Origin of the sequence: Rhodococcus sp. JVH1 (assembly GCF_000280725.2) — a bacterium.
Lineage (GTDB): Bacteria > Actinomycetota > Actinomycetes > Mycobacteriales > Mycobacteriaceae > Rhodococcus_F > Rhodococcus_F jostii_A.
Window position 1 is genome coordinate 52108 of the sequence record NZ_CP166289.1, and the last position, 24027, is coordinate 76134.

The 24027-nt window shown below is 71.1% G+C and carries 20 protein-coding genes and 1 pseudogene; 15 read left to right on the forward strand and 6 right to left on the reverse strand.

The genetic code is table 11. The features are described 5' to 3' along the window. Positions 1-26: 26 nt before the first annotated feature. The 7 genes from JVH1_RS00265 (at position 27) to JVH1_RS00295 (ending at position 8779) form a co-directional block, all read left to right on the forward strand. The gene (locus JVH1_RS00265) at positions 27-1424 is read left to right on the forward strand and encodes a DEAD/DEAH box helicase (protein ID WP_009480509.1); all 1398 of its coding nucleotides are present in this window, start codon (positions 27-29) and stop codon (positions 1422-1424) included. A 5-nt stretch (positions 1425-1429) separates the two neighbouring features. Next, positions 1430-2308 carry a DMT family transporter gene (locus JVH1_RS00270; RefSeq protein ID WP_009480508.1) on the forward strand — a complete coding sequence of 293 codons (879 nt, stop codon included), beginning with the start codon at positions 1430-1432 and terminating at the stop codon, positions 2306-2308. 3 nt (positions 2309-2311) lie between these two features. After that, positions 2312-3748: a GuaB1 family IMP dehydrogenase-related protein gene (locus JVH1_RS00275; protein ID WP_009480507.1), complete on the forward strand. Its 1437-nt coding sequence runs from the start codon at positions 2312-2314 to the stop codon at positions 3746-3748. Between the two features lie 306 nt (positions 3749-4054). Beyond that, on the forward strand, positions 4055-5425 hold the full coding sequence (locus JVH1_RS00280; RefSeq protein ID WP_011598916.1) for a hemolysin family protein: 1371 nt from the start codon (positions 4055-4057) through the stop codon (positions 5423-5425). Next, complete coding sequence (locus JVH1_RS00285; protein WP_043782758.1) at positions 5418-6506, forward strand: hemolysin family protein; 1089 nt, start codon at positions 5418-5420, stop codon at positions 6504-6506. Before JVH1_RS00280 ends, JVH1_RS00285 begins: the two co-directional genes overlap by 8 nt. 4 nt (positions 6507-6510) lie before the next feature. After that, a complete protein-coding gene (locus JVH1_RS00290) occupies positions 6511-7371 on the forward strand; it encodes a hypothetical protein (RefSeq protein ID WP_009480505.1) in 861 nt (286 codons plus the stop codon). Positions 7372-7471: 100 nt separating this feature from the next. Beyond that, positions 7472-8779, forward strand: coding sequence for a CoA transferase (locus JVH1_RS00295; protein ID WP_009480503.1), 1308 nt, complete (start codon positions 7472-7474; stop codon positions 8777-8779). On the opposite strand, the gene JVH1_RS00300 is transcribed toward JVH1_RS00295, so the two are convergent. Next, positions 8763-9392 (reverse strand): maleylpyruvate isomerase family mycothiol-dependent enzyme, encoded by a 630-nt coding sequence (locus JVH1_RS00300; protein ID WP_009480502.1) that lies wholly within the window; start codon positions 9390-9392, stop codon positions 8763-8765. The genes JVH1_RS00295 and JVH1_RS00300 overlap by 17 nt on opposite strands. Before the next feature lie 75 nt (positions 9393-9467). Between JVH1_RS00300 and JVH1_RS00305 the strand changes: the two genes are divergently transcribed. Then, the gene (locus JVH1_RS00305) at positions 9468-9950 is read left to right on the forward strand and encodes an OsmC family protein (protein WP_051033827.1); all 483 of its coding nucleotides are present in this window, start codon (positions 9468-9470) and stop codon (positions 9948-9950) included. After that, positions 9947-10984 (forward strand): nucleoside hydrolase, encoded by a 1038-nt coding sequence (locus JVH1_RS00310; RefSeq protein ID WP_009480500.1) that lies wholly within the window; start codon positions 9947-9949, stop codon positions 10982-10984. The genes JVH1_RS00305 and JVH1_RS00310 overlap by 4 nt, the downstream gene beginning before the upstream one ends. Here the strand turns inward: JVH1_RS00310 and meaB are convergent. The 3 genes from meaB to mutA are packed head-to-tail and all read right to left on the reverse strand — an operon-like array spanning position 10973 to position 16156. After that, complete coding sequence (meaB, locus tag JVH1_RS00315; RefSeq protein ID WP_009480499.1) at positions 10973-11977, reverse strand: methylmalonyl Co-A mutase-associated GTPase MeaB; 1005 nt, start codon at positions 11975-11977, stop codon at positions 10973-10975. The two genes, JVH1_RS00310 and meaB, sit on opposite strands and share 12 nt — an antisense overlap. A gap of 1 nt (position 11978) precedes the next feature. After that, positions 11979-14243, reverse strand: a complete 2265-nt coding sequence (gene scpA / locus JVH1_RS00320; RefSeq protein WP_009480498.1) for a methylmalonyl-CoA mutase — start codon at positions 14241-14243, stop codon at positions 11979-11981. Next, complete coding sequence (gene mutA, locus JVH1_RS00325) at positions 14240-16156, reverse strand: methylmalonyl-CoA mutase small subunit (RefSeq protein ID WP_009480497.1); 1917 nt, start codon at positions 16154-16156, stop codon at positions 14240-14242. The genes scpA and mutA overlap by 4 nt, the downstream gene beginning before the upstream one ends. 117 nt (positions 16157-16273) lie before the next feature. On the opposite strand from mutA, the gene JVH1_RS00330 reads away from it, so the two are divergent. From JVH1_RS00330 to JVH1_RS00350, 5 genes are all read left to right on the forward strand, one after another. Continuing rightward, complete coding sequence (locus tag JVH1_RS00330; protein WP_009480496.1) at positions 16274-17095, forward strand: PaaI family thioesterase; 822 nt, start codon at positions 16274-16276, stop codon at positions 17093-17095. 49 nt (positions 17096-17144) lie between these two features. Beyond that, positions 17145-17855 carry a TVP38/TMEM64 family protein gene (locus JVH1_RS00335; RefSeq protein ID WP_272943952.1) on the forward strand — a complete coding sequence of 237 codons (711 nt, stop codon included), beginning with the start codon at positions 17145-17147 and terminating at the stop codon, positions 17853-17855. A gap of 59 nt (positions 17856-17914) precedes the next feature. After that, complete coding sequence (locus tag JVH1_RS00340) at positions 17915-18496, forward strand: hypothetical protein (RefSeq protein ID WP_009480494.1); 582 nt, start codon at positions 17915-17917, stop codon at positions 18494-18496. Continuing rightward, positions 18493-19020 (forward strand): hypothetical protein, encoded by a 528-nt coding sequence (locus JVH1_RS00345; RefSeq protein ID WP_009480493.1) that lies wholly within the window; start codon positions 18493-18495, stop codon positions 19018-19020. Before JVH1_RS00340 ends, JVH1_RS00345 begins: the two co-directional genes overlap by 4 nt. A gap of 318 nt (positions 19021-19338) precedes the next feature. After that, the gene (locus tag JVH1_RS00350) at positions 19339-19785 is read left to right on the forward strand and encodes an acyl carrier protein (protein ID WP_009480492.1); all 447 of its coding nucleotides are present in this window, start codon (positions 19339-19341) and stop codon (positions 19783-19785) included. 74 nt (positions 19786-19859) lie between these two features. Here the strand turns inward: JVH1_RS00350 and JVH1_RS00355 are convergent, their stop codons facing one another. Further along, a complete protein-coding gene (locus JVH1_RS00355) occupies positions 19860-21485 on the reverse strand; it encodes a hypothetical protein (protein ID WP_009480491.1) in 1626 nt (541 codons plus the stop codon). Between the two features lie 162 nt (positions 21486-21647). Between JVH1_RS00355 and JVH1_RS00360 the strand changes: the two are divergent. Next, positions 21648-21847 (forward strand): annotated as a pseudogene (locus JVH1_RS00360) (8-amino-7-oxononanoate synthase); the annotation flags it as partial. Between the two features lie 22 nt (positions 21848-21869). Here the strand turns inward: JVH1_RS00360 and JVH1_RS00365 are convergent. Further along, positions 21870-23672, reverse strand: a complete 1803-nt coding sequence (locus tag JVH1_RS00365) for a zinc ribbon domain-containing protein (protein ID WP_009480488.1) — start codon at positions 23670-23672, stop codon at positions 21870-21872. Between the last annotated feature and the right edge of the window lie 355 nt (positions 23673-24027).

Genomic DNA, 24027 nt, shown 5'->3' on the forward strand with positions numbered 1-24027 from the left:
TACTCGGAGGCGGTAGCCTTCTCGATATGCCCGACGACGAGTTCTCCTCCCCCGCACCGGTGGGTGAGACGTTCCTCGCGCTCGGTCTCCCCGCGGTGATGACCCACGCCCTCGACCGCAGCGGTATCGGGGCGCCGTTCCCGATCCAGGCGGCCACCATTCCCGACGTCCTCGCGGGCCGCGACGTCCTCGGCCGCGCGCCGACCGGGTCCGGGAAGACCCTCGCCTTCGGACTGCCGATGCTGGTGCGGCTCAAGGGCGCCGCGAGCAGGCGGGGCTTCCCCCGCGGCATCGTGCTGGTGCCCACCCGTGAACTGGCGTTGCAGATCGAGCGGGCGCTGGACGAGCCGGCCCTGTCCGTGGGATTGCGGGTGGCGAACGTCGTCGGCGGGATTCCCATCAAACGTCAGGTCGAGATCCTGTCGCGGGGGGTCGACCTGCTGATCGCGACGCCGGGACGCCTCGCCGATCACGTGGCGCAGGGGTCGGTGTCCCTGGACGACGTGACCGTACTGGCGCTCGACGAGGCCGATCATATGGCCGACCTGGGGTTCATGCCGCAGGTCACGACGATCCTCGACAAGACCCCGGCGGACGGTCAGCGGCTGCTGTTCTCGGCGACCCTCGACGGGGAGGTCGACACCCTCGTCCGCCGGTACCTGCGGGACCCGGTCACCCACTCGACGGCGCCGGTCACGGCGTCGGTGAGCACCATGCGCCACCACCTGCTGTTCGTCGACCGGGTCGACAAGAAATCCGTTGTGGCACATATCGCTTCACGTGTGGGACGGACCCTCATGTTCGTGCGCACCAAGTACGGGGTGGACCGGCTCGCGCAGCAACTCCACGAGGCGGGCATCTCCGCGGGCGCCCTGCACGGCGGCAAGGCGCAGAACAACCGCACCCGCACCCTCGAATCGTTCGCCGAAGGCACCACCCCGGTCCTGGTCGCCACCGACGTGGCGGCGCGCGGCATCCACGTCGACGACATCTCGCTCGTCGTCCACGTCGACCCCCCGGCCGACCCCAAGGACTACCTGCACCGCGCGGGCCGCACCGCCCGCGCCGGCGAGTCCGGCGTGGTGGTCACCCTCGTCACCGAGGACGAACGCGCCGAGGTCGAGAAGCTGACCCGCAAGGCCGGGATCGAGGTGGACGGCGTGCGGGTGCGGCCCGGCGACACGGTGCTGGCCGAGATCACGGGCGCCCGCCGCCCCACCGGGAAGCCGGTCCCCGCGCCCGACACCCGGGCACCGGCGCAGGACACCCCGAAGAAGGGCAGGCAGGCGCACGACACCGGGGGTCGCCCGGCCCGCCGCGGCCGCCCCGGGGACGGCGGGGCACCGCGGGCGGGTGCCCGACGCGGCCGGAAACCCGGACCTGCGTCAACTCCGCACGGACACCGCAACCGCGGGGCACACTGAGAGGCATGTCCTTGCCGTTCGCGTCGATCGTGTGCGCACTGATCGCGGCGTTGCTGTTCGCGTGCGCGTCGGTCGCCCAGCAGAGCGCGGCGTCCGCGGTCCCCGAGGACGCCGCGCTGATGACCACCCTGCTGCGCAGTCCCCGCTGGTGGGCCGGCTTCGTCGGAGACGGCGGCGGGTACGCGATGCAGGCGGTGGCGTTGGCGCTCGGATCGGTGCTCGTGGTGCAGCCGCTGCTGGTGACGGCACTGCTGTTCGCGTTGCCGTTGTCGGCGAAGTTCTCCGGGTACCGGCTCAGCCGCACCACCTGGGCCCTCGCCGTCGCACTGGCCGTCGCGCTCGCGATCTTCCTGGTGATCGGCGACCCCACCGAGGGCAACATCGACGCCCCCTTCCGCGAATGGGTGGTGCCGCTCGGCATCCTCCTGGCGGTGGTGGCGGTCGCGGCCGCCGCGGGGATGTCGAAGATCGACCCCGGATGGCGTGCGCTGCTGCTCGGCGGGGCGGGCGGCATCCTGTACGGGGTGGCGGTCGCGTTCACCAAGTACGTCGTCGAACTGGTGCCCCGCGGGCTGTGGGCGGTGCTGAGCAGCTGGCAGGCGTGGGCGCTCGTCGCCGCCGGCCTGGTCGGGGTGTACCTGCAGCAGCGCGGCTTCCAGGTGGGACCGCTGTCCGCGTCGCTGCCCGCGCTGACCATCGCCGAACCACTCGCCGCCGTGTTCCTCGGCATGACCGTCCTCGACGAGCGGCTGCGGGTGGCGGGCCCCGGACTCGTGGTGGTCGGCTGCGCGGTCGCGGTGATGCTGGTGGCCACGATCGGACTGTCCAGGTCGCAGGCCCAGCGGACATCCGACACCACCGCAACTTCCCCGGTATCGTCCTGACATGTGCAGTTCCTCGACGGGCATCGCCCTCCCTATGACCTGACGTACGACGACGTGTTCCTGGTGCCGAACCGCACCGAGGTCACCTCCCGATTCGACGTCGACCTGGCCACCTCGGACGGGTCGGGCACCACCATTCCGATCGTCGTCGCCAACATGACGGCGGTCTCGGGACGCCGGATGGCGGAAACGGTCGCCCGCCGCGGCGGTCTGGTGGTCCTCCCCCAGGACCTTCCGGCGCCCGCGGTCGCGGAGACCGTGTCGTTCGTCAAGAGCAGGCACCTGGTCGCCGACACCCCGGTCACGCTCGGCCCCGACGCCGCCGTCTCCGACGCCCTGGCGCTGCTGCCGAAGCGGGCGCACGGCGCCGTGGTCGTCGTCGAGAACGACCGCCCCGTCGGCGTCGTCACCGAGGGCTCCTGCACGGACGTCGACCGGTTCGCGCGACTGCGCTCGGTGGCGCTCACCGACTTCGTCACCGCCCCCGACTCCGCGTCGCCGCGGGAGGTGTTCGAACTCCTCGAGGGCAAACACGACTCCCTCGCCGTGATCGTCCACCCCGACGGCACCCTCGCTGGGGTCCTCACCCGCACCGGCGCCATCCGGGACGGCATCTACCAGCCCGCCGTCGACGGCAACGGGAAGCTGCGGGTCGCCGCGGCCGTCGGCGTCAACGGCGACGTCGCCGCGAAGGCCCGCGCCCTGGTGGACGCGGGCGCGGACCTGCTGGTCGTCGACACCGCGCACGGCCACCAGCAGAAGATGATCGACGTCCTCGGCGCACTGAAGAAGGCCGACCTCGGTGTCCCCCTGGTCGCCGGCAACGTCGTGTCCGCCGCCGGCACCCGGGACCTGATCGACGCGGGCGCCGACATCGTGAAGGTCGGGGTCGGACCGGGGGCGATGTGCACCACCCGGATGATGACCGGGGTGGGCAGGCCGCAGTTCTCCGCCGTCGAGGAATGCGCCACGCAGGCCCGCGCGATGGGCGCGCACGTGTGGGCCGACGGAGGCGTCCGTCACCCCCGCGACGTCGCCCTCGCCCTCGCCGCCGGCGCGTCGAACGTGATGATCGGATCGTGGTTCGCGGGCACCTACGAGTCGCCCGGCGACCTGCGGGTGGACCAGTCCGGCAACGCGTACAAGGAAAGCTTCGGCATGGCCTCCAAGCGTGCGGTCGCGGCGCGCACCGCCACGGACACCGCGTTCGACCGGGCCAGGAAAGGCCTGTTCGAGGAGGGTATTTCGAGTTCCCGGATGCGTCTGGACCCGGAACGCCCCGGCGTCGAGGACCTGATCGACCACATCTGTTCGGGTGTGCGCAGCACCTGCACCTACGCGGGCGCACGGACGCTGGCGGAACTGCACGAGCGGGCCGTTCTCGGTGTGCAGTCCGCCGCCGGGTTCGCCGAGGGCCGCCCGCTGCCGGCCGGCTGGTGACGACCGCGTCCTGATGCGCCGGTGGGTGTCCTGTTCCACGGAACCGGACATCCACCGGTATCATGGGTCGCTCAACCACACCAGTTCTCGGCGCCGGACCCGTCCGGGCCGTCGAGGCCGAACGAGAGGACTCCGGTGCCCGCGGCACCCACACACGAAGCAAGCGCCCCACCCGCCGTCTCCGGGAGTGCCGTCGCCTCCTGCTCCGTGGAACCGGACTCCGATTCCGCCGGTTCGGAGGGCTCCTCTAGCGAGCCGGGAGACAAACCCGGCGACCCCCGTTCCTCAGCTCGGCGGCGATGACACATGGACATCGCGCTCAGCATTCTCGCCCTCCTCGGCTTTCTCGCCCTGACCGCAGGTACCGCGTTGTTCGTGGCGGCCGAGTTCTCCCTCACCGCCCTCGAACGCAGCACCGTCGACTCGCACGCCCGCGACGGTGACCGCCGGGCCCGGCAGGTGCAGCACGCCCACCGCACCCTGTCCTTCCAGCTGTCCGGGGCGCAGCTCGGCATCACCATCACCACGCTGATCACCGGCTACCTGTCCGAGCCGGTCCTCGCACGGTTCATCACCCCGGTGCTGTCCGCGATCGGGTTCAGTGAATCCGCTGCCGCGGCAACGTCGTTGGTGATCGCCCTCGTCCTCGCGACCTCGTTCTCGATGGTGTTCGGCGAACTCGTGCCGAAGAACCTCGCCATCGCCCACCCCCTGCCCACGGCACGCGCGACGGCCGGCATGCAGGCGGCGTTCTCGCTCATCTTCAAGTGGGCCATCAACGGGCTCAACGGAACCGCGAACTGGCTGGTGCGACGCCTCGGCATCGAACCGGCCGAGGAACTGCGGTCGGCGCGGTCCCCGCAGGAGCTGGGGTCGCTCGTGCGGACGTCCGCGCAGCGCGGCGCCATCGACAAGGGCACGGCGCTGCTGGTGAACCGCTCGCTGCGGTTCGGGGAACGCACCGCGGAGGAACTGATGACCCCCCGCGTGAAGATCGTGACCCTGTCCACCACGGACACGGTCGCCGACCTCATCGACACCGCCTCCCGCACCGGGTTCTCCCGCTTCCCCGTCGTCGAAAGCGACCTGGACGACGCCGTCGGCGTCGTCCACATCAAGCACGCGTTCGCGGTGCCCGCCCACCGCCGGCGCACCGCCCGCCTCAACTCGCTCGCCCAGAAGGTCCCGGTGGTGCCCTCCAGCCTGGACGGTGACGCCCTGATGGAGCGGATCCGGTCCGACGGCATGCAGGTCGCGTTCGTCGTCGACGAATACGGCGGCACCGCCGGGATGGTCACCATGGAGGACCTGATCGAGGAGATCGTCGGCGACGTCCGCGACGAGCACGACGAATCCGAGATCGACGTCCAGCGGGTCGGGGACGGCTGGTCCTGCTCCGGGCTCCTCCGCGTCGACGAGGTCTCCGACACCACCGGCTATACCGCACCCGAGGGTGAGTACGAAACCCTCGGCGGACTCGTCCTCACCGAGCTCGGGCGGATACCCGACGAGGGCGACGAGGTGGAACTGCCACTGCCCGAGGGCGCACACGACCCCGGCGGCCGGTGGGTCGCCACCGTGACCCACATGGACGGCCGGCGCATCGACCGGGTGCTGCTCACCCCCAAGCCCGACGAGACCGGCGACACCGACAGCGAGGAGGACGACGATGAGTAACCTCTTCGGTGTGCTGCTGACCTTCGTGCTGCTGGGAGGCAACGCTTTCTTCGTCGGCGCCGAGTTCGCGCTGATCTCGGCCCGCCGCGACCGGCTCGAGGCCCTCGAGTCGCAGGGCAAGAAACGCGCCCGCACCGTGATCACGGCGGGCGAGAACCTGTCGCTGATGCTGGCGGCCGCGCAGCTCGGCATCACCATCTGCTCGATCCTGCTCGGCAAGGTTGCCGAACCGGCGATCGCGCATCTCCTCGAGGTGCCGCTCCACGCGGTCGGCCTGCCCGCCGGGCTGCTGCACCCGGTGGCGTTCACCATCTCGCTGGCGCTGATCGTGGTGCTGCACATCCTGCTCGGTGAAATGGTGCCGAAGAACATCGCGCTCGCGGGCCCGGAGCGGACGGCGATGCTGCTGGTCCCGGTGCACCTGCTGTTCATCAAGCTGGCCCGCCCGCTGATCTCCTTCTACAACCTGTGCGCCAACCTGACGCTGCGGTTGCTGCGGGTGGAACCGAAGGATGAACTCGACGTCACCGTGTCGGCGGTCGAACTGTCCGAGATGATCGGCGAGTCCCGGTCCGAGGGACTGATCGACGCGGAGGAGCACCGCCGGCTCACCCAGGCGCTGGAGACCACCGACCGCACGGTCAGCGAGGTGATGATCCCCCTCGCCGAGGCCCGGACCATCCCGCTGTCGGAGGGCGGCACCCGGCTCGGCGCCATCGAGCAGGCCGTCGTCGAGACCGGGTACTCCCGGTACCCGGTGCGCGCCGACGACGGCTCACTGGTCGGGTACCTGCACCTCAAGGACGTGCTCGACGACATCCTCGACGAGGAGGCCGGACCCGACACCGTCATCCCGCGGTCGGACATCCGTCCGCTGCCGCGCATGTCGACCACCACCCCGCTCGCGGAGGCCCTGGCCAGTCTGCGGCGCGCCAGCTCCCACCTGGGGGCGGCGGCGGACGCGTCCGGGCAGATCGTCGGCATTGTCGCCCTCGAGGACCTCGTCGAGGAATACGTGGGCACCGTCCGCGACGGCACCCACCGCGTCAACGGCGTCAATCCGGGACAGCGAACGAGCTGATCGGATGGACGTTCTGGACGCGTCGGAGTGGATCCCTCGCCGCGACCGGCACCGGGCGAGGGTGTCCGCGCTGATCGGACCGCACCTGCAGCGCCGGGAACGCGGCGAGACCCACCCGGTGATCGACTTCCTCTTCACCTATTACAGCTATCGGCCGAATCAGCTGCTGCGCTGGCACCCCGGGTGGGGAACGGTCCTCGCCGGCGGGCAGGAGTACGCCGAACTCCGCGGGTATCACCGCACCGACGCCGGCGTCGCCGTCGACCCGGAATTCCTGCGGCGCCGCTCGGACACGGTCGCCTTCACCGCACGACTGATGGAGGCGACCGCCGGGCGTCCCACCCACCTGTCCTGCTTCGGCCTGCACGAGTGGGCGATGGTCTACCGCTCCGAGGAGGTGCGGCACGGCAGCGTCCCGCTGCGGCTCGGGCCGGGCGGCACCGACTCCGTGGTGGAGTCGCTGAACCTGCGGTGCACCCACTACGACGCGTTTCGGTTCTTCACCCCGGCCGCCGAACCGCGGAACAGTGAGCCGTTGACCCGCGAAGACCAGCTCGGGCGGGAACAGCCCGGGTGCCTGCACGCGTCCATGGATCTGTACAAGTTCTGCTACAAGCTGGCGCCGATGATCGACTCGGACCTGACCGTCGACTGCTTCGAGCTGGCGCTCGCCGCACGGGAACTCGACATGCGGGCCAGCCCGTACGACCTCACCGCCTACGGGTACACCTCGATCCCGATCGAGACCCCGCACGGCCGCGCCGAGTACGTCCGGGAGCAGTCGGCGCTGGCCGACCGCGCCGCACCGCTTCGTGCCGCAGTGCGCGACCGGTGCAACCGGTTGCTCGCTACCGTGAGCCCATGACTCTCCCGGGTTATGACCGCTACCGTTCCGAGATCGTCACGCAGACCGAACTGCCGGCCGCCACCATCGACGGCGCGGATATGACAGTGCAGGTGCCCGGATGATCCCCACCGTGATCGACTACGGCGACCCCGGCAACTACCTGGCGGCCCGCCTCCCCGTGCTCACGTTGGCGGCCGGTTCGGTGGCCGCGCTCACCGGCGCCGTCGACCGGTACGACAGCGCGCACGGCCGCGACCCCCGGTCGTGGCGGCTCGATCCCGAGCGGATCGCCGCCTCGTTCGCGAGCGACCGGCTGCTGCGGGTGTCAGGGGCCCCGGTGTCCGGTTTCGCGGAGCTGTCGGGGTTCTTCGCGGCGTCGGACGGCTGGGTGCGGACCCACGCCAACTACCCGCATCACCGCACGAGACTGCTGGCGGCACTCGACCTCTCGGACGACGCAGGCCGCGACGCGATGGCCGCCCGGATCGGGCGCCTGACCGCCGCCGACGTCGAGGACCGTGCCGCCGCGGCGCAGGCAATCGCCGTGCGCGTGCGGACCGCGGCGGAGTGGGCGGCGAGCGCGCAGGGGGTGGCCGCCGGGTCCGGCGACCTCGTCTCCACCGTCGTGCACGCCGAGAGCTCCCGTCCCCGGACACGGCACCGCTCCCACCGGGTGCCCGGCTCGGGGCCGTTGGCGGGGGTGAAGGTCCTCGACCTGACCCGGGTGATCGCCGGCCCCGTCGCCACCCGCACGCTGGCGCTGCTCGGCGCCGACGTGCTGCGGATCGATCCGCCGTCGATCCCCGAGATCGTCGTGCTGCACCTCGACACCGGGCAGGGCAAGCGGACCGCGCTGCTCGATGTGCGGTCCGCGGACGGCAGGCTGGTGTGGGGCAGCCTGTTCGCCGAGGCCGATGTGGTCGTCACCGGGTACCGTCCGGGCGCACTGGACGGGCTGCTCGACGACGCCCCCGGCCATCTGGTGCGGGGACGGGTGTGCGCGTGGGGTGGCTCCGGACCGTGGGCGCGCCGCCGCGGCTTCGACAGCGTCGTCCAGGCGGCGTCGGGGATCGCGACGATCGAGGGCGGCGACACCCCGGGTGCGCTGCCCGCGCAGGCACTCGATCACGCCACCGGTTATCTGCTCGCCGCCGGCATCGTCGACGCCGTCGCCGCGGGGCACGTCGACGGACGCGGCCGCTCCGTCGACGTGTCACTCGCCCGCACCGGCGCGTGGCTGCTGACCGCGGACGGCCGATCCGAGGATCCGCCGCCGCCCGCCATGCCCGGGCCCCGCTGCCTCACCGCGCACGGCGACCTGGTGACCGCCCGTCCCGCCCTGGCCGAATTCGACGACTACCCGTTCCCGGCCCGGCCCTGGGGCGGCGACGCCCCCTCCTGGCCCGGGCTCAGCCCGTCGCTGTGAACCGTGCGCTCGGTTCCCCGCTCAGATGTCCCGGCGGCAACCGGCGACCGCACAGCACGAGGAGCAGGTCCTGGGCGGAACCGCGCAGCGGCGCACCCGCACCGAAGGTCCAGGGGTGATCGTCCGCGGTCAGCTGCACTCCCGTCAGGTCGGTGCCGAAGTACTTGACGTGCTTCGGGCCGACGCCGCCGAGCACCCGGTGGAGGCGGTCGTCTGGGACCCGCCTGCCCAGGCCGAGCGCCACCGACACGTCGAGACCGTGGATCACGTCGTGGGACAGTGCCCCCTCGAAGCCGCCGCCCGGCGGCTTCCACGGGTGCGCGACGTTCTCCTCCAGCGTGTGCAGCAGCGCGTCGGCGGTCAGGGTCCGTGCGTCCTCGCGGGCCTGCGCGTCCGACATCCGGTTGAAGTTGCCGCGCGCCTTCACCATCTTCAGCAGGATCCGCGGCGTCGACAGGCGGTACGGCATGGTGATGTGCGCGATCACCTCCCGGCTGCGCCACCCCGCGCACAGCGACGGCGCGTCCCATTGCTCCGGCGTCAGTCCCGCCAGCATCGACGCCAGGTCGCGCCGCTCCCCTGCGACCCAGTCCGGTGCCGTGTCCCGTGCCATGTCCGTCTCCTCCGGTCGCCGTGTCGTGCCCTACGGAGGCAGACCGTGCCCGCCGGCGAAACTCATCGCGCGGCCATGAAGAATGGTCGGGTGAGCACACACGACTACACGCTGACGGTCACCTGGACGGGCACCCGCGGCGCGGGAACGGCGGGCCCGGACGCCTACGACCGCGACCACGTGATCGCGGCGGCCGGGAAACCCGATCTGCCGGGCAGCGCGGACCCGTCGTTCCGCGGCGACGCCACCCGCTGGAATCCGGAGGAACTGCTCGTCGCGTCGCTGTCGCAGTGCCACATGCTGTGGTACCTGGGGCTGGCCGCCGCGGCCGGTGTGGTCGTCGTCGACTACCGGGACGACCCGACGGGCACGATGGTCGAACACCCGGACGGGGCGGGCGAGTTCACCGAGGTCGTGCTGGCGCCGGTCGTGACCGTCGCCGACGGGTCGATGGTCGCGCGCGCCGAACAGCTGCACACCCGCGCACACGAGAAGTGTTTCATCGCCCGGTCGGTCAACTTCCCGGTCCGGCACCGTCCGGCGGTGCGCGTCGCATGAGCGCCCCCGCACACCGGCTGATCGTGGACGTCGACACCGGCATCGACGACTCCCTCGCCCTGCTGTACCTGCTGGCCAGTCCGGAGGCCGAGATCGTCGGCATCGCCAGCACCGCGGGCAACGTGCCCGTCGAGCAGGTCGCGGCGAACAACCTGAACTGGCTCGCCCTGTGCGGCGCACCCGACATCGAGGTGGCGCTCGGCGCCCGGGTGCCGCTGGACTGCCCGCTGCGCACCACCGAGGACACGCACGGACCCCAGGGCATCGGGTACGCCGTCCTCCCCCCTTCCGGGCGGTCGCTGTCGGAGCGGGACGCCACCACCCTGTGGGTCGATCTGGTTCGCGCCCACCCCGGCGAGCTGACCGGGCTGGTGACGGGACCGCTGACGAATCTGGCCCTCGCGATCCGCGAGGAACCGGAGCTGCCCCGGTTGCTGCGGCGCCTGGTCGTGATGGGCGGGGCGTTCAACCACCCCGGCAACACCACCCCCACCAGCGAGTGGAACGTGTCGGTGGATCCGGAGGCGGCCAAGGAGGTGTTCGACGCGTTCTCCGGGCTGCCGGCGGGCAGGCGCCCGATCCTGTGCGGACTGGACGTCACCGAGACGATCGAGATGACACCGGACCACGTCCGGCGGCTGGCGGAGGCGGCGGGCAGCACACCGGCCGAGATCATCTCCCCCGACGACGGGCCGCAGGTGCGCTCGACCGCGTCCAACCCGGTGATCCGGCACCTGTCTGACGCCATCCGCTTCTACATGGACTTCCACCGCACCCACGACCAGGGTTTCCTGGCGCACATGCACGATCCGTTCGCGGCGGCGGTGGCGTTGAACCCGGCGATCACGAGGACCCGTCCGGCCACCGTCGACGTCGAACTGCACGGCCGGCTCACCCGGGGCACCACGGTCGCCGACTGGGTGGGGCACTGGAACCGGGAACCCAACGTCGACATCGCGGTGCGCACCGACCCGGCCGCGTTCTTCGACGATCTCGTCGACCGGGTCGGGCGCTTCGCGAAATCAGTCGGCTGACGCGTCGGTGCCGTCGAACGCGTCGAGGATCTCGGCGGCGGCCAGCGCCGCCGTCAGCGAACCGTCCCGCACCCGCTGCTCGACCTCGCCGCGGATCGCCTTGACCCGGGTGTTGGACGCGAGCCGGCGCAGCAGCTGATCGTGGACCATCGTCCACGTCCAGTCCACCTGCTGGCGGCGCCGGTTCTCCTCGAACTGCCCGGCCGCGGTGAGCACCTCACGGTGCCGGCAGACGGTGTCCCAGAAGTCCTCGAGACCGACGCCCTCGAGGCCGCTCATCGTGATCACCGGCGGCGTCCAGACGGCGTCGTGCGGGTAGATCAGCCGCAGTGCACCCGCGAGTTCCCGGGCGGCGCCCTTCGCCTCCCGCTCGTGCTTGCCGTCCGCCTTGTTGACGGCCACGAGGTCGGCGAGTTCGAGGACGCCCTTCTTGATGCCCTGCAACTGGTCGCCGGTGCGGGCCAGGGTGAGGAAGCAGAAGCAGTCCACCATGTTCGCGACCGTCACCTCGGACTGCCCGACGCCCACGGTCTCGACGAGGATCACGTCGAATCCGGCGGCCTCGAGCAGCACGATCGTCTCGCGGGTCGCCTTTGCGACCCCGCCGAGCGTGCCCGACGTCGGTGACGGCCGGATGTAGGCGTCCTTCTCGACGGTCAGCCGCGCCATCCGCGTCTTGTCGCCGAGGATCGACCCGCCGGTGCGCGTCGACGACGGGTCGACGGCCAGGACCGCGACCCGGTGCCCCTGCCCGATCAGGTGCATCCCGAGCGCGTCGATGAACGTGGACTTCCCGACGCCGGGCACACCGGTGATACCCACCCGGTGCGCCTTCCCAGATTCCGGCAGCAGCTCGAGCAGCAGCCGCTGCGCCGCCTCACGGTGGTCGGTCCGGGTGGACTCGACCAGGGTGATGGCCTTCGCCAGGCCGGCGCGCTGATTGGCGCGCACGGCCTGGGCGAGGGCATCGATGTCGACTGGAGGGCGCCCCATGCTATTCCGGGGTGCCTGTCAGGTCGTGGCCGAGCTGCGCGGCCAGCTTCTCGAGCAGACCGCTGGCGGCGTCCGCGATGACCGTCCCGGGCGGGAAGATCGCGGCGGCACCCGCCTCGTACAGTTCGGCGAAGTCGCCGGGCGGGATGACGCCGCCGACGACGATCATGATGTCGGGACGTCCCACCGCCGCGAGGGCTTCCCGGAGCGCAGGCACGAGCGTGAGGTGACCTGCGGCCAACGACGACACACCGACCACGTGGACGTCGTTGTCGGCCGCCTGATTGGCGACCTCTTCCGGGGTCTGGAACAGCGGTCCCACGTCCACGTCGAATCCGATGTCCGCGAAGGCCGTGGCGATCACCTTCTGGCCGCGGTCGTGGCCGTCCTGCCCCATCTTGGCGATGAGGACACGGGGACGCCGGCCCTCCTCCTCCGCAAACTTCTCGACGAGTTCCGTTGCCTTGCTGATATTCTCGACCTTTCCGGCCTCGTCCCGGTACACCCCGCTGATGGTCCGGATCTCGGCCTGGTGGCGCCCGTACACCTTCTCGAGCGCCTCGGAGATCTCCCCGACCGTGGCCTTCGCGCGGGCCGCGTCGATCGCCAGGGCGAGAAGGTTGTTCTCCATGCCGCCTTCGGTGGTGGCCGCGGCGCGGCTCAGCTCGGCGAGCGCCGCCTCGACGGCGTCCGAGTCGCGGTCGGCGCGCAGCCGGTCCAGCTTCTCGAGCTGCTCCTTCCGGACCCGCGAGTTCTCGACCTTGAGGACCTCGATCTCGTCGGCCTCGTCCGGCACGTACTTGTTGACGCCGACGAGCGGCTGCCTGCCGGAGTCGATGCGGGCCTGCGTGCGGGCCGCGGCCTCCTCGATGCGCAGCTTCGGGATGCCCTCGCTGATCGCCTGCGCCATGCCGCCGGCCTCTTCGACCTCGGCGATGTGTGCGCGGGCGCGGTTCGCCAGCTGGTGGGTCAGCCACTCGACGTAGTGCGATCCGCCCCAGGGGTCGATGGGTCGGACGGTCCCCGACTCCTGCTGCAGCAGCAGCTGGGTGTTGCGGGCGATGCGGGCGGAGAAGTCCGTCGGCAGGGCGAGGGCCTCGTCGAGCGCGTTGGTGTGCAGCGACTGGGTGTGCCCCTGCGTCGCCGCCATCGCCTCGACGCACGTGCGGGCCACGTTGTTGTAGACGTCCTGCGCGGTCAGCGACCAGCCCGACGTCTGCGAGTGGGTACGCAGCGACAACGATTTCGCGGACTTCGGTTCGAACTTCGCGACCAGCTCACTCCACAGCAGGCGACCCGCCCGCAGCTTCGCGACCTCCATGAAGAAGTTCATGCCGATCGCCCAGAAGAACGACAACCGGGGCGCGAACTTGTCGATCTCCATGCCGGCGTCGAGGCCGGCACGGATGTACTCGACACCGTCCGCGAGGGTGTACGCCAGCTCCAGGTCGGCGGTGGCCCCGGCCTCCTGGATGTGGTAGCCGGAGATGGAGATCGAGTTGAACTTCGGCATCTTCGCGCTGGTGTACGCGAAGATGTCGGAGATGATCCGCATCGACGGCTTCGGCGGGTAGATGTAGGTGTTGCGGACCATGAACTCCTTCAGAATGTCGTTCTGAATGGTTCCGGCCAGCTGGTCCGGGGCGACACCCTGCTCCTCGGCGGCCACGACGTACAGCGCGAGGATCGGTAGCACCGCACCGTTCATGGTCATCGAGACGCTGACGCTGTCGAGCGGGATGTGGTCGAACAGCTGACGCATGTCGAGGATCGAGTCGATCGCCACCCCGGCCATGCCGACGTCACCCTGCACCCGCGGATGGTCGGAGTCGTAGCCGCGGTGCGTCGCCAGGTCGAACGCCACCGACAGACCCTTCTGCCCGGCGGCGAGGTTGCGGCGGTAGAAGGCGTTGGATTCGGCGGCCGTGGAGAAGCCCGCGTACTGGCGGATCGTCCACGGCTGGTTCACGTACATGGTGGGGTACGGGCCGCGCACGAACGGCGCGGCGCCCGGGAAACTGCCCACCGGGTAGCCCTCGGCCTCGGCGGCGTCGCGGTCGGCCTTGGTGAACACCGGTTTGACGTCGATGCCCTCGGGGGTGGACCACACCACCTGTTCCGGGCTGTAGTGGTTCGCGGCCGCGGCGGCCGCGATCAGCTCCTCCGTCTGCTCCGGCGTCGGGGCGGACGGCTGTGGAAACTGCGGATCCTCCAGTGGCACGTCGGCGAAGCTGCCGATCGCGTGCTTGACCTCGCGAGTAGTCACTTCTTGCTCCCTGTGTCGCCCGAGGAGTCGCTCGAGCTCTCGATGGTGTCGAGCAGGCCGGACAGGACCGAGACTGCGTCGATACGGGCGGTGACGAATCCGTCGGGCCGGGCGGAGCCGTCGGCGTCGGCGACGACCTTCTCCGGGCCGGCGAGCAGCACGGTGCCGACACCGGCCGCGCGCAGTTCCTCCACCGCGGCGGTGGCCTCGGCGGCGTACCGCTTGTCGGTACCGCAGATCACCGCGATACCGGCGCCGGAGTCCTTCGCGGCGGCGGCGATGCTGCCGTCTCCGACTGCGAGCGGGCCGGGGTTGCGGGCCTCGATGCCGCCCGACGCCAGCAGGTTCGCGGCGAACGTGGTCCGCACGTTGTGCTCGGCGACGGGGCCGAGCGGGGCCAGGAACACGGCGGGTCGCGCACCGTGCGCCGCCAGGTAGGCGTCGGAGCGGTCCCGCAGCGCCTCGAACGCGGCGGCGTACCGGGCGACGCTGCCGGTCTCGGCGGCGCCCGCGGGCAGCGGTGCCTCCGCGAGGTTCGGGAACTCGTTGACGCCGGTGACGGTGGTCTTGCGGTGCGCGATGTCCGAATCACGTTGGGCGCGGGTAGCGGCGATGCGTTCGGAGATCAGGCCGGCGTCGAGCGCGGCGAGGTAGCCGCCGGCCGCCTCGATCTGCTGGAAGAACTCCCACGCCTTGGCCGCCACCTGCTGGGTGAGGTCCTCGACGTACCACGATCCGGAGGCCGGATCGAGCACCCGGCCGAGATGCGACTCCTCGAGCAGCAGCAGCTGGGTGTTGCGGGCGATGCGGGCGGCGAAGGTCTTCGACACTCCCAGCGCCCCGGCGGGCAGTGCGGCGTCGAACGGCAGCACCGTGACGGCGTCCGCGCCGCCGACACCGGCTCCGAACGCGGCGAGCGTCGTGCGGAGCATGTTCACCCACGGATCGCGTTGCGCCATCATCGCGGCCGAGGTGACCGCGTGCTGGGGGGCGCCGCCGAAGTCGGACGCGCCGCACACCTGGGCGATCCGCGCCCACACCAGCCGCGCCGCCCGGAACTTGGCGATGGTCTGGAACTGGTCGTCGGTGGCCGAGAACCGGAAGCCGAGCTGCCCGAGCGCCTGCCCGATGGTCAGGCCGCTCTCGGTGAGCGCCCGCAGGTATTCGAGGCCCGCCGCGATCGCCGCGCCGAGTTCCTCGGCGTCGGACGCGCCGGCGTTGTGAAATGCGGTGCCGTCCACGGTGATTGCCCGCACACTCTCCGCGCGCGACGCGGACTCGGCCGCGAGGGCCACCGCGTCGCCGAGTGCCACGTCGGCGGTACCGGAGAACGCGCTCGTGAGCGGGGCGGTCCCGAGGCCGACGCGGACCGCGGTGCGGTCGGTGACCCCGTCACCCGCGGCGGCACGCGCGTCGAGCAGCGCGAACAGTGCCCGCGCCGCGAGCGGTGCGTCCGTTCCGGCGTCGAGGGTGAGCGGTGCCAGGTCGAGGAGGACCCCGTCGAGCGCCGTCTCCAGCGACCGGACCGGAAGGTCGGCGCCGCCGACGGCGAGCCACAGCGCGCTGACACCGTTCTCCAGGGAGTCGAGGACGGCGCGGTTGACGTCCGCCGCCTCCGCGCCCTCGCCGAAGCGGGCGCTGACCAGCCAGCCAGCGTTCACGTCCCGGGTGACGTCCGCGCCGCGCACGTAAGGGAAGGTGCCGGGCAGGGGCTGCTCCGGACGCTCGTCGCGCGGGCTGTACAGCGGGGCGACGGTGACACCGTCGTAGGTGACGGTCTCGAGGAGCTTCTGGGGTTCCGGACCGAGTTCCGCGGCGTCGATCCGACGCGACTTCGCGAGGACTCCGGCCACGGAGTGCTGCCAGTCGGCGTACGCCCGCGCAGCTCCCTCGGCTTCTGAAGCTAATGACACGGTGTCGGCTTCCTCTCCCTGATGAGCGATCGATCAATACGTTGTGTGACTGTGATGCTAGCCGCAGTTCGGCGCCCCCTATCGTGAGGATCACCACACGATGAATAACCTCAGGTCATGAGCATTGCGCACGAACCGGTGGTCACCGATCGCACCGCCACGCAGCGGTTGTTCGGCCTCGGCGCGCCGACCCGGGACGTCGACGACCGCGGCGAACCACTCAATCGTATGAGCATGGACATCGGTGCGCTCGCCTCGAATACCGCCCGCACCCCCTACGGCGGCGTCCTCGCCGTGCTGCTCGACGATCTCCTCGGATTCACCGTGTGGGACCGGCGCGGAGCACGCGACGGCCTGGTCACGGCCGAATTGTCGGTGGACGTCCTCACACCCCGGCGGTGGCAGGGTCCGACGCTGCGGGCGGAGAGCCGGCTCCTCGCACTCACCGCCGACGGCGGCACGTCGACCGCCCGCGTCCACGACTCGGCGGGCACCCTCATCGCCACCGGCACCCTGTGGGGCAACTTCGTGGACCTGCCGGCGCCGGCGGCGGCCGGGTCGGCCCTGCCCGACTTCCCGGAACCGGGGGCCGCGCCGCTCGACTGGATCGGCGGGCGGATCGAGGACGGACCCGGCGCCCGGGTCGTGGTGCCGGCCAACCCGCTGGTCGCGAACAAGCTCGGGTTCATGCACGGCGGCGTCCAGGCATGCGCGGTGGACCTCGCGGCGCGCGCGGCCCTGAGCCGGGGCGGCGCGGACATGGACACGGCCTCCGCGCGGATCAACTACTTCCGCCCGGTTCCCCTCGACCGCGACACGACGTTCACCGCGGACGTGGTCAGGGCGGGCCGCTCGGTGGCGGTGGCCCGGGTGGCCGGGACGTCCGGCGGGCAGGTCTGCGTCGAGGCGACCGTGACGGGGCGCCGCCGCCCGTCCTGACCGCCGCTCGCGGCGCCCCGCACCGGTCACCCGGGTAGCCTGGTGCCCTGTGAAGAGACGCCTCGGGGACCGCAGGGTGATCGGCGTCGCAGTACTGGCAGTCGCGCTGGTCGTCGTGGCGCTGCTGGCCCCGCACCCGTCCGTGCTGCAGGTGCGGGAATGGGCGCGATCCGTCGGGCCGGCCTTTCCGCTCGTCTTCGTCGCCGTGCACGCGGTGGTGACGGTGTTCCCGTTCCCCCGCACGGTGTTCACGCTGAGTGCCGGTCTGCTGTTCGGTGCGTGGCTGGGCATCGCGATCGCGGTGCTGGCGTCGACGGTCAGTGCCGTACTCGCCCTCTACCTGGTGCGCGCCGTCGGCCGGGACGTGGTGTGGCAGCGCATCTCCAACCCGACGATCCGCCGGGTGGACGAGCGGATCGCCCGGCGCGGCTGGCTCGCCGTCGGTTCGCTGCGCCTGATCGCGTTCGTCCCGTTCTCCGTGGTGAACTACTGCGCCGGGGTGTCCTCGATCCGGTTGGTCCCGTACGTGCTGGCCACGGTGGTCGGTGTGCTGCCGGGAACCGTCGGCATCGTCGTTCTCGGCGACGCCCTCACCGGGGAGACGAAGCCGGGACTTCTCGTGCTGTCCGCGGTGTGCATCGTCGTCGGAATCGCCGGGCTGGTGGTGGATTCTCGGCGGCCGCTGGACGGTTCCGGCGACGCGATGCCGGACGTGGCCGTGGACCGCCCCGCCGAGGACGAGTCAATAGCGCAGCCTTGAACCAGGGCAGTCAAGCTTTGAGTCTTGACATCGTGGTATCCAGTTTCTAACCTTGACCCATGTTCGTGTTGACGGTCGACCAGCGCGGAAGCCGCCGCGACGTCGACCGCGTCGCCCAACTCCTCACCGAATTCGCGCACCGCGACCTCGTCCGCCCGTTCCAGCGGACAGCCGGCGACGAGGTCCAGGCCGTGGTCGCGGACCCGGCCACCGTCGTCGACCTCGCCCTCGACCTCGTCGGACGCGAACACTGGAGCATCGGCATCGGCGCCGGCCCCGTCGAGGAACCCCTCCCCGCCGAGACCCGGGCCGGGCGCGGCCCCGCGTTCGAGTCCGCACGGGTCGCCGTCGACCGCGCCAAGAACGCCCCCGGCCGGGTGGCCGTCGAAGGCTCCGACCCCGACGGCGCCGCCGACGCCGACACCGCCCTCACCCTCGTCGCGATCCTCGTCGCGCGCCGCACCGAGGAGGGCCGCGAGGCCGTCGAACAGATGCGGCACGGCTCCACCCAGACCGAGGCGGCCCGCGCGCTGGGCATCAGCAAGCAGGCGGTCTCCCAACGACTCTCCACCGCCGGCTGGCACGTCGAGACCGCCGGACGACGACTGGCCGAACGACTCCTACGCAAGGCGGACACGTGACGACCCTCGCACTCATCGCCCTCGGCGTCGCCGCCGTCGCCCCGCTGGTGCTCGCGGCGCCGCGCAGCCCCCGCTGGATGTCGCAGTGGGCGGCGCCGATCGTGGTCGCGCTCGCCCTGGCCGTCGCCGCGCTCGCCGCGTCCGCCACCACCCCGGTCACGGGCTTCGCGCTCGCCGCGACCCTCGTCCTGTGTGTCGCGGCCGCCGCCACCGGCGGGGCGCCCCTCGTGCTGGCCGCGTTCCGGATCGCGCGCCGCCAGCCCGACGCCGGTTCCGACCCGCGGCCGGACGCCGGGCCGCTGCGCGGCGGACGGATCATCGGACTCCTCGAGCGTGCCGCCGTCGCGGTGGCGATCCTCGCGGCCTGGCCGGAGGGCATCGCCGTCGTCCTGGCGGTCAAGGGACTGGCCCGCTACCCAGAACTGCGCGAACCGCACGCGTCGGAACAGTTCATCATCGGCACGTTCACCAGCGTGCTCTGGGCGATCGCGGTGTGCGGAACGGGACGCGCCCTCATCACGTAGTCGCCCCCGGGCGACATCCACGAGCCGGGTGCCCGAGTCCGCCGACGGCTCAGCGGATACGAGTTCGCGACCACCGCTCGCTTCTGGACACCCGACGAGGCACCCGCGGCCGCGCCGACCCCGCACCCGCCCACGCGACGCCCGACGCCCGACCCGGAGACACCACCAGGGAACAACTGATCGCGCTCTTCCGGGAACAGGCCGCCGTCCTCGCTGCTGCCGCCAACGGCGTTCCCGGAGTAGCCCTCCCCGTGCCGGCGGCGACGCCGGACGCCGGGCCGGGTCCCCGCTACACCGGTCGGCGACGTCGCGACGAGGGTGCGCGCGGAAGTCGCCCGGGTCAGCGGATTCCCGGCAGCGGCGCTGAAGGCGATACATACGCTCGTCGGCGACCTCGGATTCAACTCGATCATGATCACCGACCTGTTCGGCGGGGTGAGCCGCGCATTCCCCGGTCTCGTCGTCGAACCGCACTGGTTCTCCCCTAGCCGCACCCTCGGCGATGTCATCGCGCACGTGACCTCGCACCACGCACCCGTGTCCCCCACGGCCGGAACCGTCGGTTTCGTAGGAACCGGAGGCCCTACGCACCGCGGTCGCACCCGAGTTCCGCATCGCGGGGTTCCCGGAGGTTCAGGCGCTCGCCGCACGGCTGAACACGGCCGAGGGGCTCGGGTCAGCAACCCGTACTTCCTCGTCAACGACGGCGCCACGCGAGACACGTCGATGATCTGGGGCGCGGAGGTCGTCAACTTCTCCAGCTAGGTAGCTAAAGATGGCGTAGCCGGATTTTGGGGTCAAGTTTGTGGTGTTCGGGTCACGTTCGACGGCTTGGTGTTTCAGGCTGCGAGTTGCGCTGTGCCGGTGAGGGTATCGACAGCGTTGCGATACGTGGTGGCAGCCGATCGCAGGCGACCGGGAGTGGTTGTCGGCGTGGCGAGTTCGGCCAGGCCGGTGCGCAGGACCCGATCGTGGACACAGGTGAGGAACTTCGCGGTGTCGAGTCCGTGGTTGGTGACCTGATACCGGTGGGTGCCCTCGATCCGGACGATCAGGTTGCGGGTTTTCAGCCGGCGCAGGTCGTAGGTCATCTGCCCAGTAGACACCGTGTCCGGGTCGAGTCCGCGCAGCTCGCCGGTGAGGGTGCGCAAGTCCTTGTTGGTGAAGCCGTTCGGGTGCAGCCGGAAGACCAGCAGCGCGGAGAGCAGGGCGTGGCTGCGCTGGTCGGCGAACCGCAAGCCCGGGACGCGGGTGCCGGTGGCGGTGGTGAGGGGGCCGGTGAGGGCGGCGAGGGCGTCGGCGCCGGTGATCGGGTCGTGGCTGAGTCGCCCGGCGCGCAGCAGGCGTCGGTTGGCGTGAAAGCCGATCTCCCGCAGGGCGGGCAGATGTGTCAGTCGTTTCCCGAGGTGGAAATCGCGGGTGTCGTTGATGGTGGTCTCGGTACGCAGGGCGCGTCCCTGTTTGTGGTACTGCTTGATGGTGGTGTGCTTGTAGTCGACGTGCAGGCTGGGGATGACGCCTTCGGTGATCACCCGGGTGCGGAATCGTCCCGGGGTGGCACGCGGCCCCCGGCGCATCAACCGCCGGTCGAACACCAGCGTGACCTGATCGGGGCGACCGAGATCGAGGTTGTCGCGGATGACCTGCTCGAAGAACACCCGCCCCGAGACCGGGGCGTCGAGCATCTGGGTCAGGGAGAACTCGGCCTGGAGGATCGACAGGTCATAGCGATAGCCGACGGCCCGATCGGCGTCGGTGAACGGATCCGGCAGAATCGCCAGCCACTTGCGGAGCAGGGCATCGATCCGGGGACCGGTCAGCCGATCGCAGATCGCCTGCAGCGCGTCGGGGTCGTCGACGGCGGCGAAGGCGGCGAAGGCGTTGTCGAGCGCGGTGAACCCGAGCCCGGCCCTCGCCGCCTGACGTTGGGCCCAATGGTGGCCGTTGATACAGAGTTTGGCGTTGTAGGGGAAGTACGAGCAGAACTTGAGGAAGAAAGGTCCGAAGTCCGCGTCGACGCAGTAGAAGTAGTAATGGTTGACCATGCCGGTGGTTTTGACGATCCACGGGTAGCTGTTGCCGTCCGCGTCGCGGCGTTTCTCGGTGCGGAACAACGGGGTCTTCTCCTGCGCCCGTCCGATGAACACCACTCCCTCGGCCGCGGTGAAGTGCTGCAGGTGCTCGTGCATGACGTCGTCCTTGCGCTGACCCTTGACGAAGTCGACCCACGGGATGTGTCGGGTGTCGGCGAAACGGTGCACCGCCGCCGAGAAGCGGTCGGTGATCCTCGCCAACGGGGCGGTCGAGGCGACCGGCAACCCGAGTTGTCGGTGCACGTAGGCGACGAGACCCGGGGCGTATTGCAGCCCGGGAACGTAGACGTTGAGGTACATCCGGTCGATGCATTCGACCTCGAAGAGCGTGTGCGTGGTCAGCACATCGGCGACGCTGCGCGGTATGGTCATGATGAGCTCCGGACGATCGGGCGGCCGGTAGGCCAACCAACCGCTACGACGGTTCATACACCCGATCGACAACGTCGACCAGGGTCATCACCCGACCGGCCGGGGCCCCTGACTGCAGCCCGCCCCCACATGCCTCGTCGGGCTGGGGCGCAGCCCCGGTAGAACTACCTCGGCATGTCCGGGCACCCCGCCGTCGTGTCGGCGGTGCAGGACGCGGTCGCCCGCGACGGCAGTTCCCGCTCGGCCAGTCGGCTGCTGTCCGGGGAGAATCCGGTACACCGCGAACTCAAAGCCGAATTGGCCGGCCTGCTCGGCACCGAGGACGGATCGCCCTCGTGAGCGGACACGCCACCAACGTCACTGCCTGGTCATCCACGACAGCGTCTACGTAGATCTCATGTCCTTTGCCACTGGTGTGGCGGGCGTTAGAGATGGACGTGTGTCACGGCTACCCGCATCACCGTGCGGCGGTGCGGGTTCGACCGTGTCCCACACCGACGCTTGTGATGCAGGAACATACTGTTTCGGATTCACCCCCAACCGCCGTGGTGCGGTGGGCAGGCTGCGGCGGACCCGGCGATGCCGTGGCCGACTCGGGGTGGGACCGTGTTTGTCTCGCGATGGCCGCACCGGCGCGTGCTTGGCCACCCGGACCGCGGGTAACTGCCCACGCCGGCGGGTGGCCTTGCCTTTTCCGAGCAGTGCGCGTTTGGCCAGGTTCACCCCGGCGACGTGGTCGCGGTTGCCGCCGACCCGGCAGCGAGGGCACCACGCGGTGTGGTAGCCGCCGGGGCGTGCAAGTGGTTCGTCGCAGCCCGGACACTGTGCGGACGATCCCCGGGCGGGCACCGAGACCACCGTGATGCCGGCACCGGCGGCGGTGTGGGCGAGGGCGGCGACGGCTTGTCGGCGGGCGGACTGCGCGGCCCGGTTGTTGTTGACCCGGCCGTGCCCGCGGGTCTCGAGGGTGGTGAGATCCTCGACCGCGATCAGCTGCGCCTGGGCGGTGGCGGCGTAGTCGGTGACCTGGCGGGCGAAGTGGAACGCGAGTTCCCGGTTGATTTTCCCCCGCTTGATACCCACCGCTTTGCGGTGGGCGTCGAGGACGGCGATCTTCTCCTCCAGCTGGGCGCGGACCTCGGGCGGGGCGGTGGCGGCCAGTTGGGTCAATCGGGCCGCCTTGCGGTGCAGCTGCTGCCCTTCGGCCTGTAGGCGGGCCAGTTTGATTCCGAGGCCGCGGTCGTCGTAGGTGAAGCCCCGGTAGTCCGACACCAGCCCGTCCGGGTTGTCGGCGGTGAGGGCGGCGGCACCGAGAGTGGACGGGGACCAGTCGACCCCGACCGCGACGGTGGCCGAGTCCAGGTCGTCGGCAGGGACGGGTTCGGTCGCCGCGCACCGCCACAGCAGGCCCCGGCGGTCGAGGACCAGGGTCGGCAGATGCCAGTCGATGACAGCTCTGCCGTGCAGGTGCGCGGGGATGGCGGCGGTCAGCCGCACCCGCCGCCACTGCGCCCGCCCCGACGGGGCCGGGCTGGTGGGCAGCTTTACCGTCAACACCAGGTCACGGTCTGTGACGGCGATCTGTGCGAGCTGTCGATCGGCGGCCGACAGCCAGGCCATCGCGCTCGTCTGCGGCAGTCCCTGGACGTCGCTAATCCGCAACCGGCCGGCCGGTGCCCCACCGCCGCGGGCGCGGGCGGCGAGCTGACGTCGCACGCCGCGGAGGAAGCCCGCCGACACATGGTCGCCCGGCTCGGTCGGCCACGCCACAGCTCCGGTGGCCGGGTCGAATCGGTGAGAGAGCGCCGTGATCGCGGTGTCCCGGTGCGTCAGTGTCCGCAGGGTGGCCATCACCTGAGCGGTAACCACCCGCGTGACCCGTGACGGCACATAGACCCCGTCCGGGTAGGTCGGGTTCCAGCCGAGGCGGGCCGCGGCGACATGACCCTGTGCGGGCAGTCTGCGGTCCTGGCGGTCCCGACCGGCGGCGAGCACATCGAACGTTGCCGGCTTCCACAGCCGCGACACCAACTCGGCACCCGCCGCGGCGATCAGGTCCAGCAGCCACCCCACCCGGATGTCGACGTCGTCGAGGCCGATCGGCTCACCGGTCACGGCGTCGACCGCCACATGGGCGCGGGTGGTGAACGCGAACTGCCGCGGCACGGTCGATCCCGGCCCGGTCATGCCGGGCCCAATTCATGAGCGGCGAGCACCGTCGCAGTCCGAGACGACTCGCGATCGCCCGCCATGCTCACCGTCCCGGCGACTCCCACGACGCGGCAGGTTTGTGCAGGAGTGGTGCGTGGATCGGCGAGTGGATCCGTCGGCGCGGCGGCGCCGCCCCACAGCCGGTGGTGATTCCGTGTCGACCGCAGCGCAGAGAACCGACCGGACAACGATGCCGGCACCGCCCTGACGTCATCCATCAACCCTCCCACCAGCACATGTGGCACCCCTTGTCTCGCAGGACCTCGACTGTAACGCCGACCTCCGACATTTAGCCTCGGAGGGAGTCCGCAGGCGGGCCGAACGTCCGACC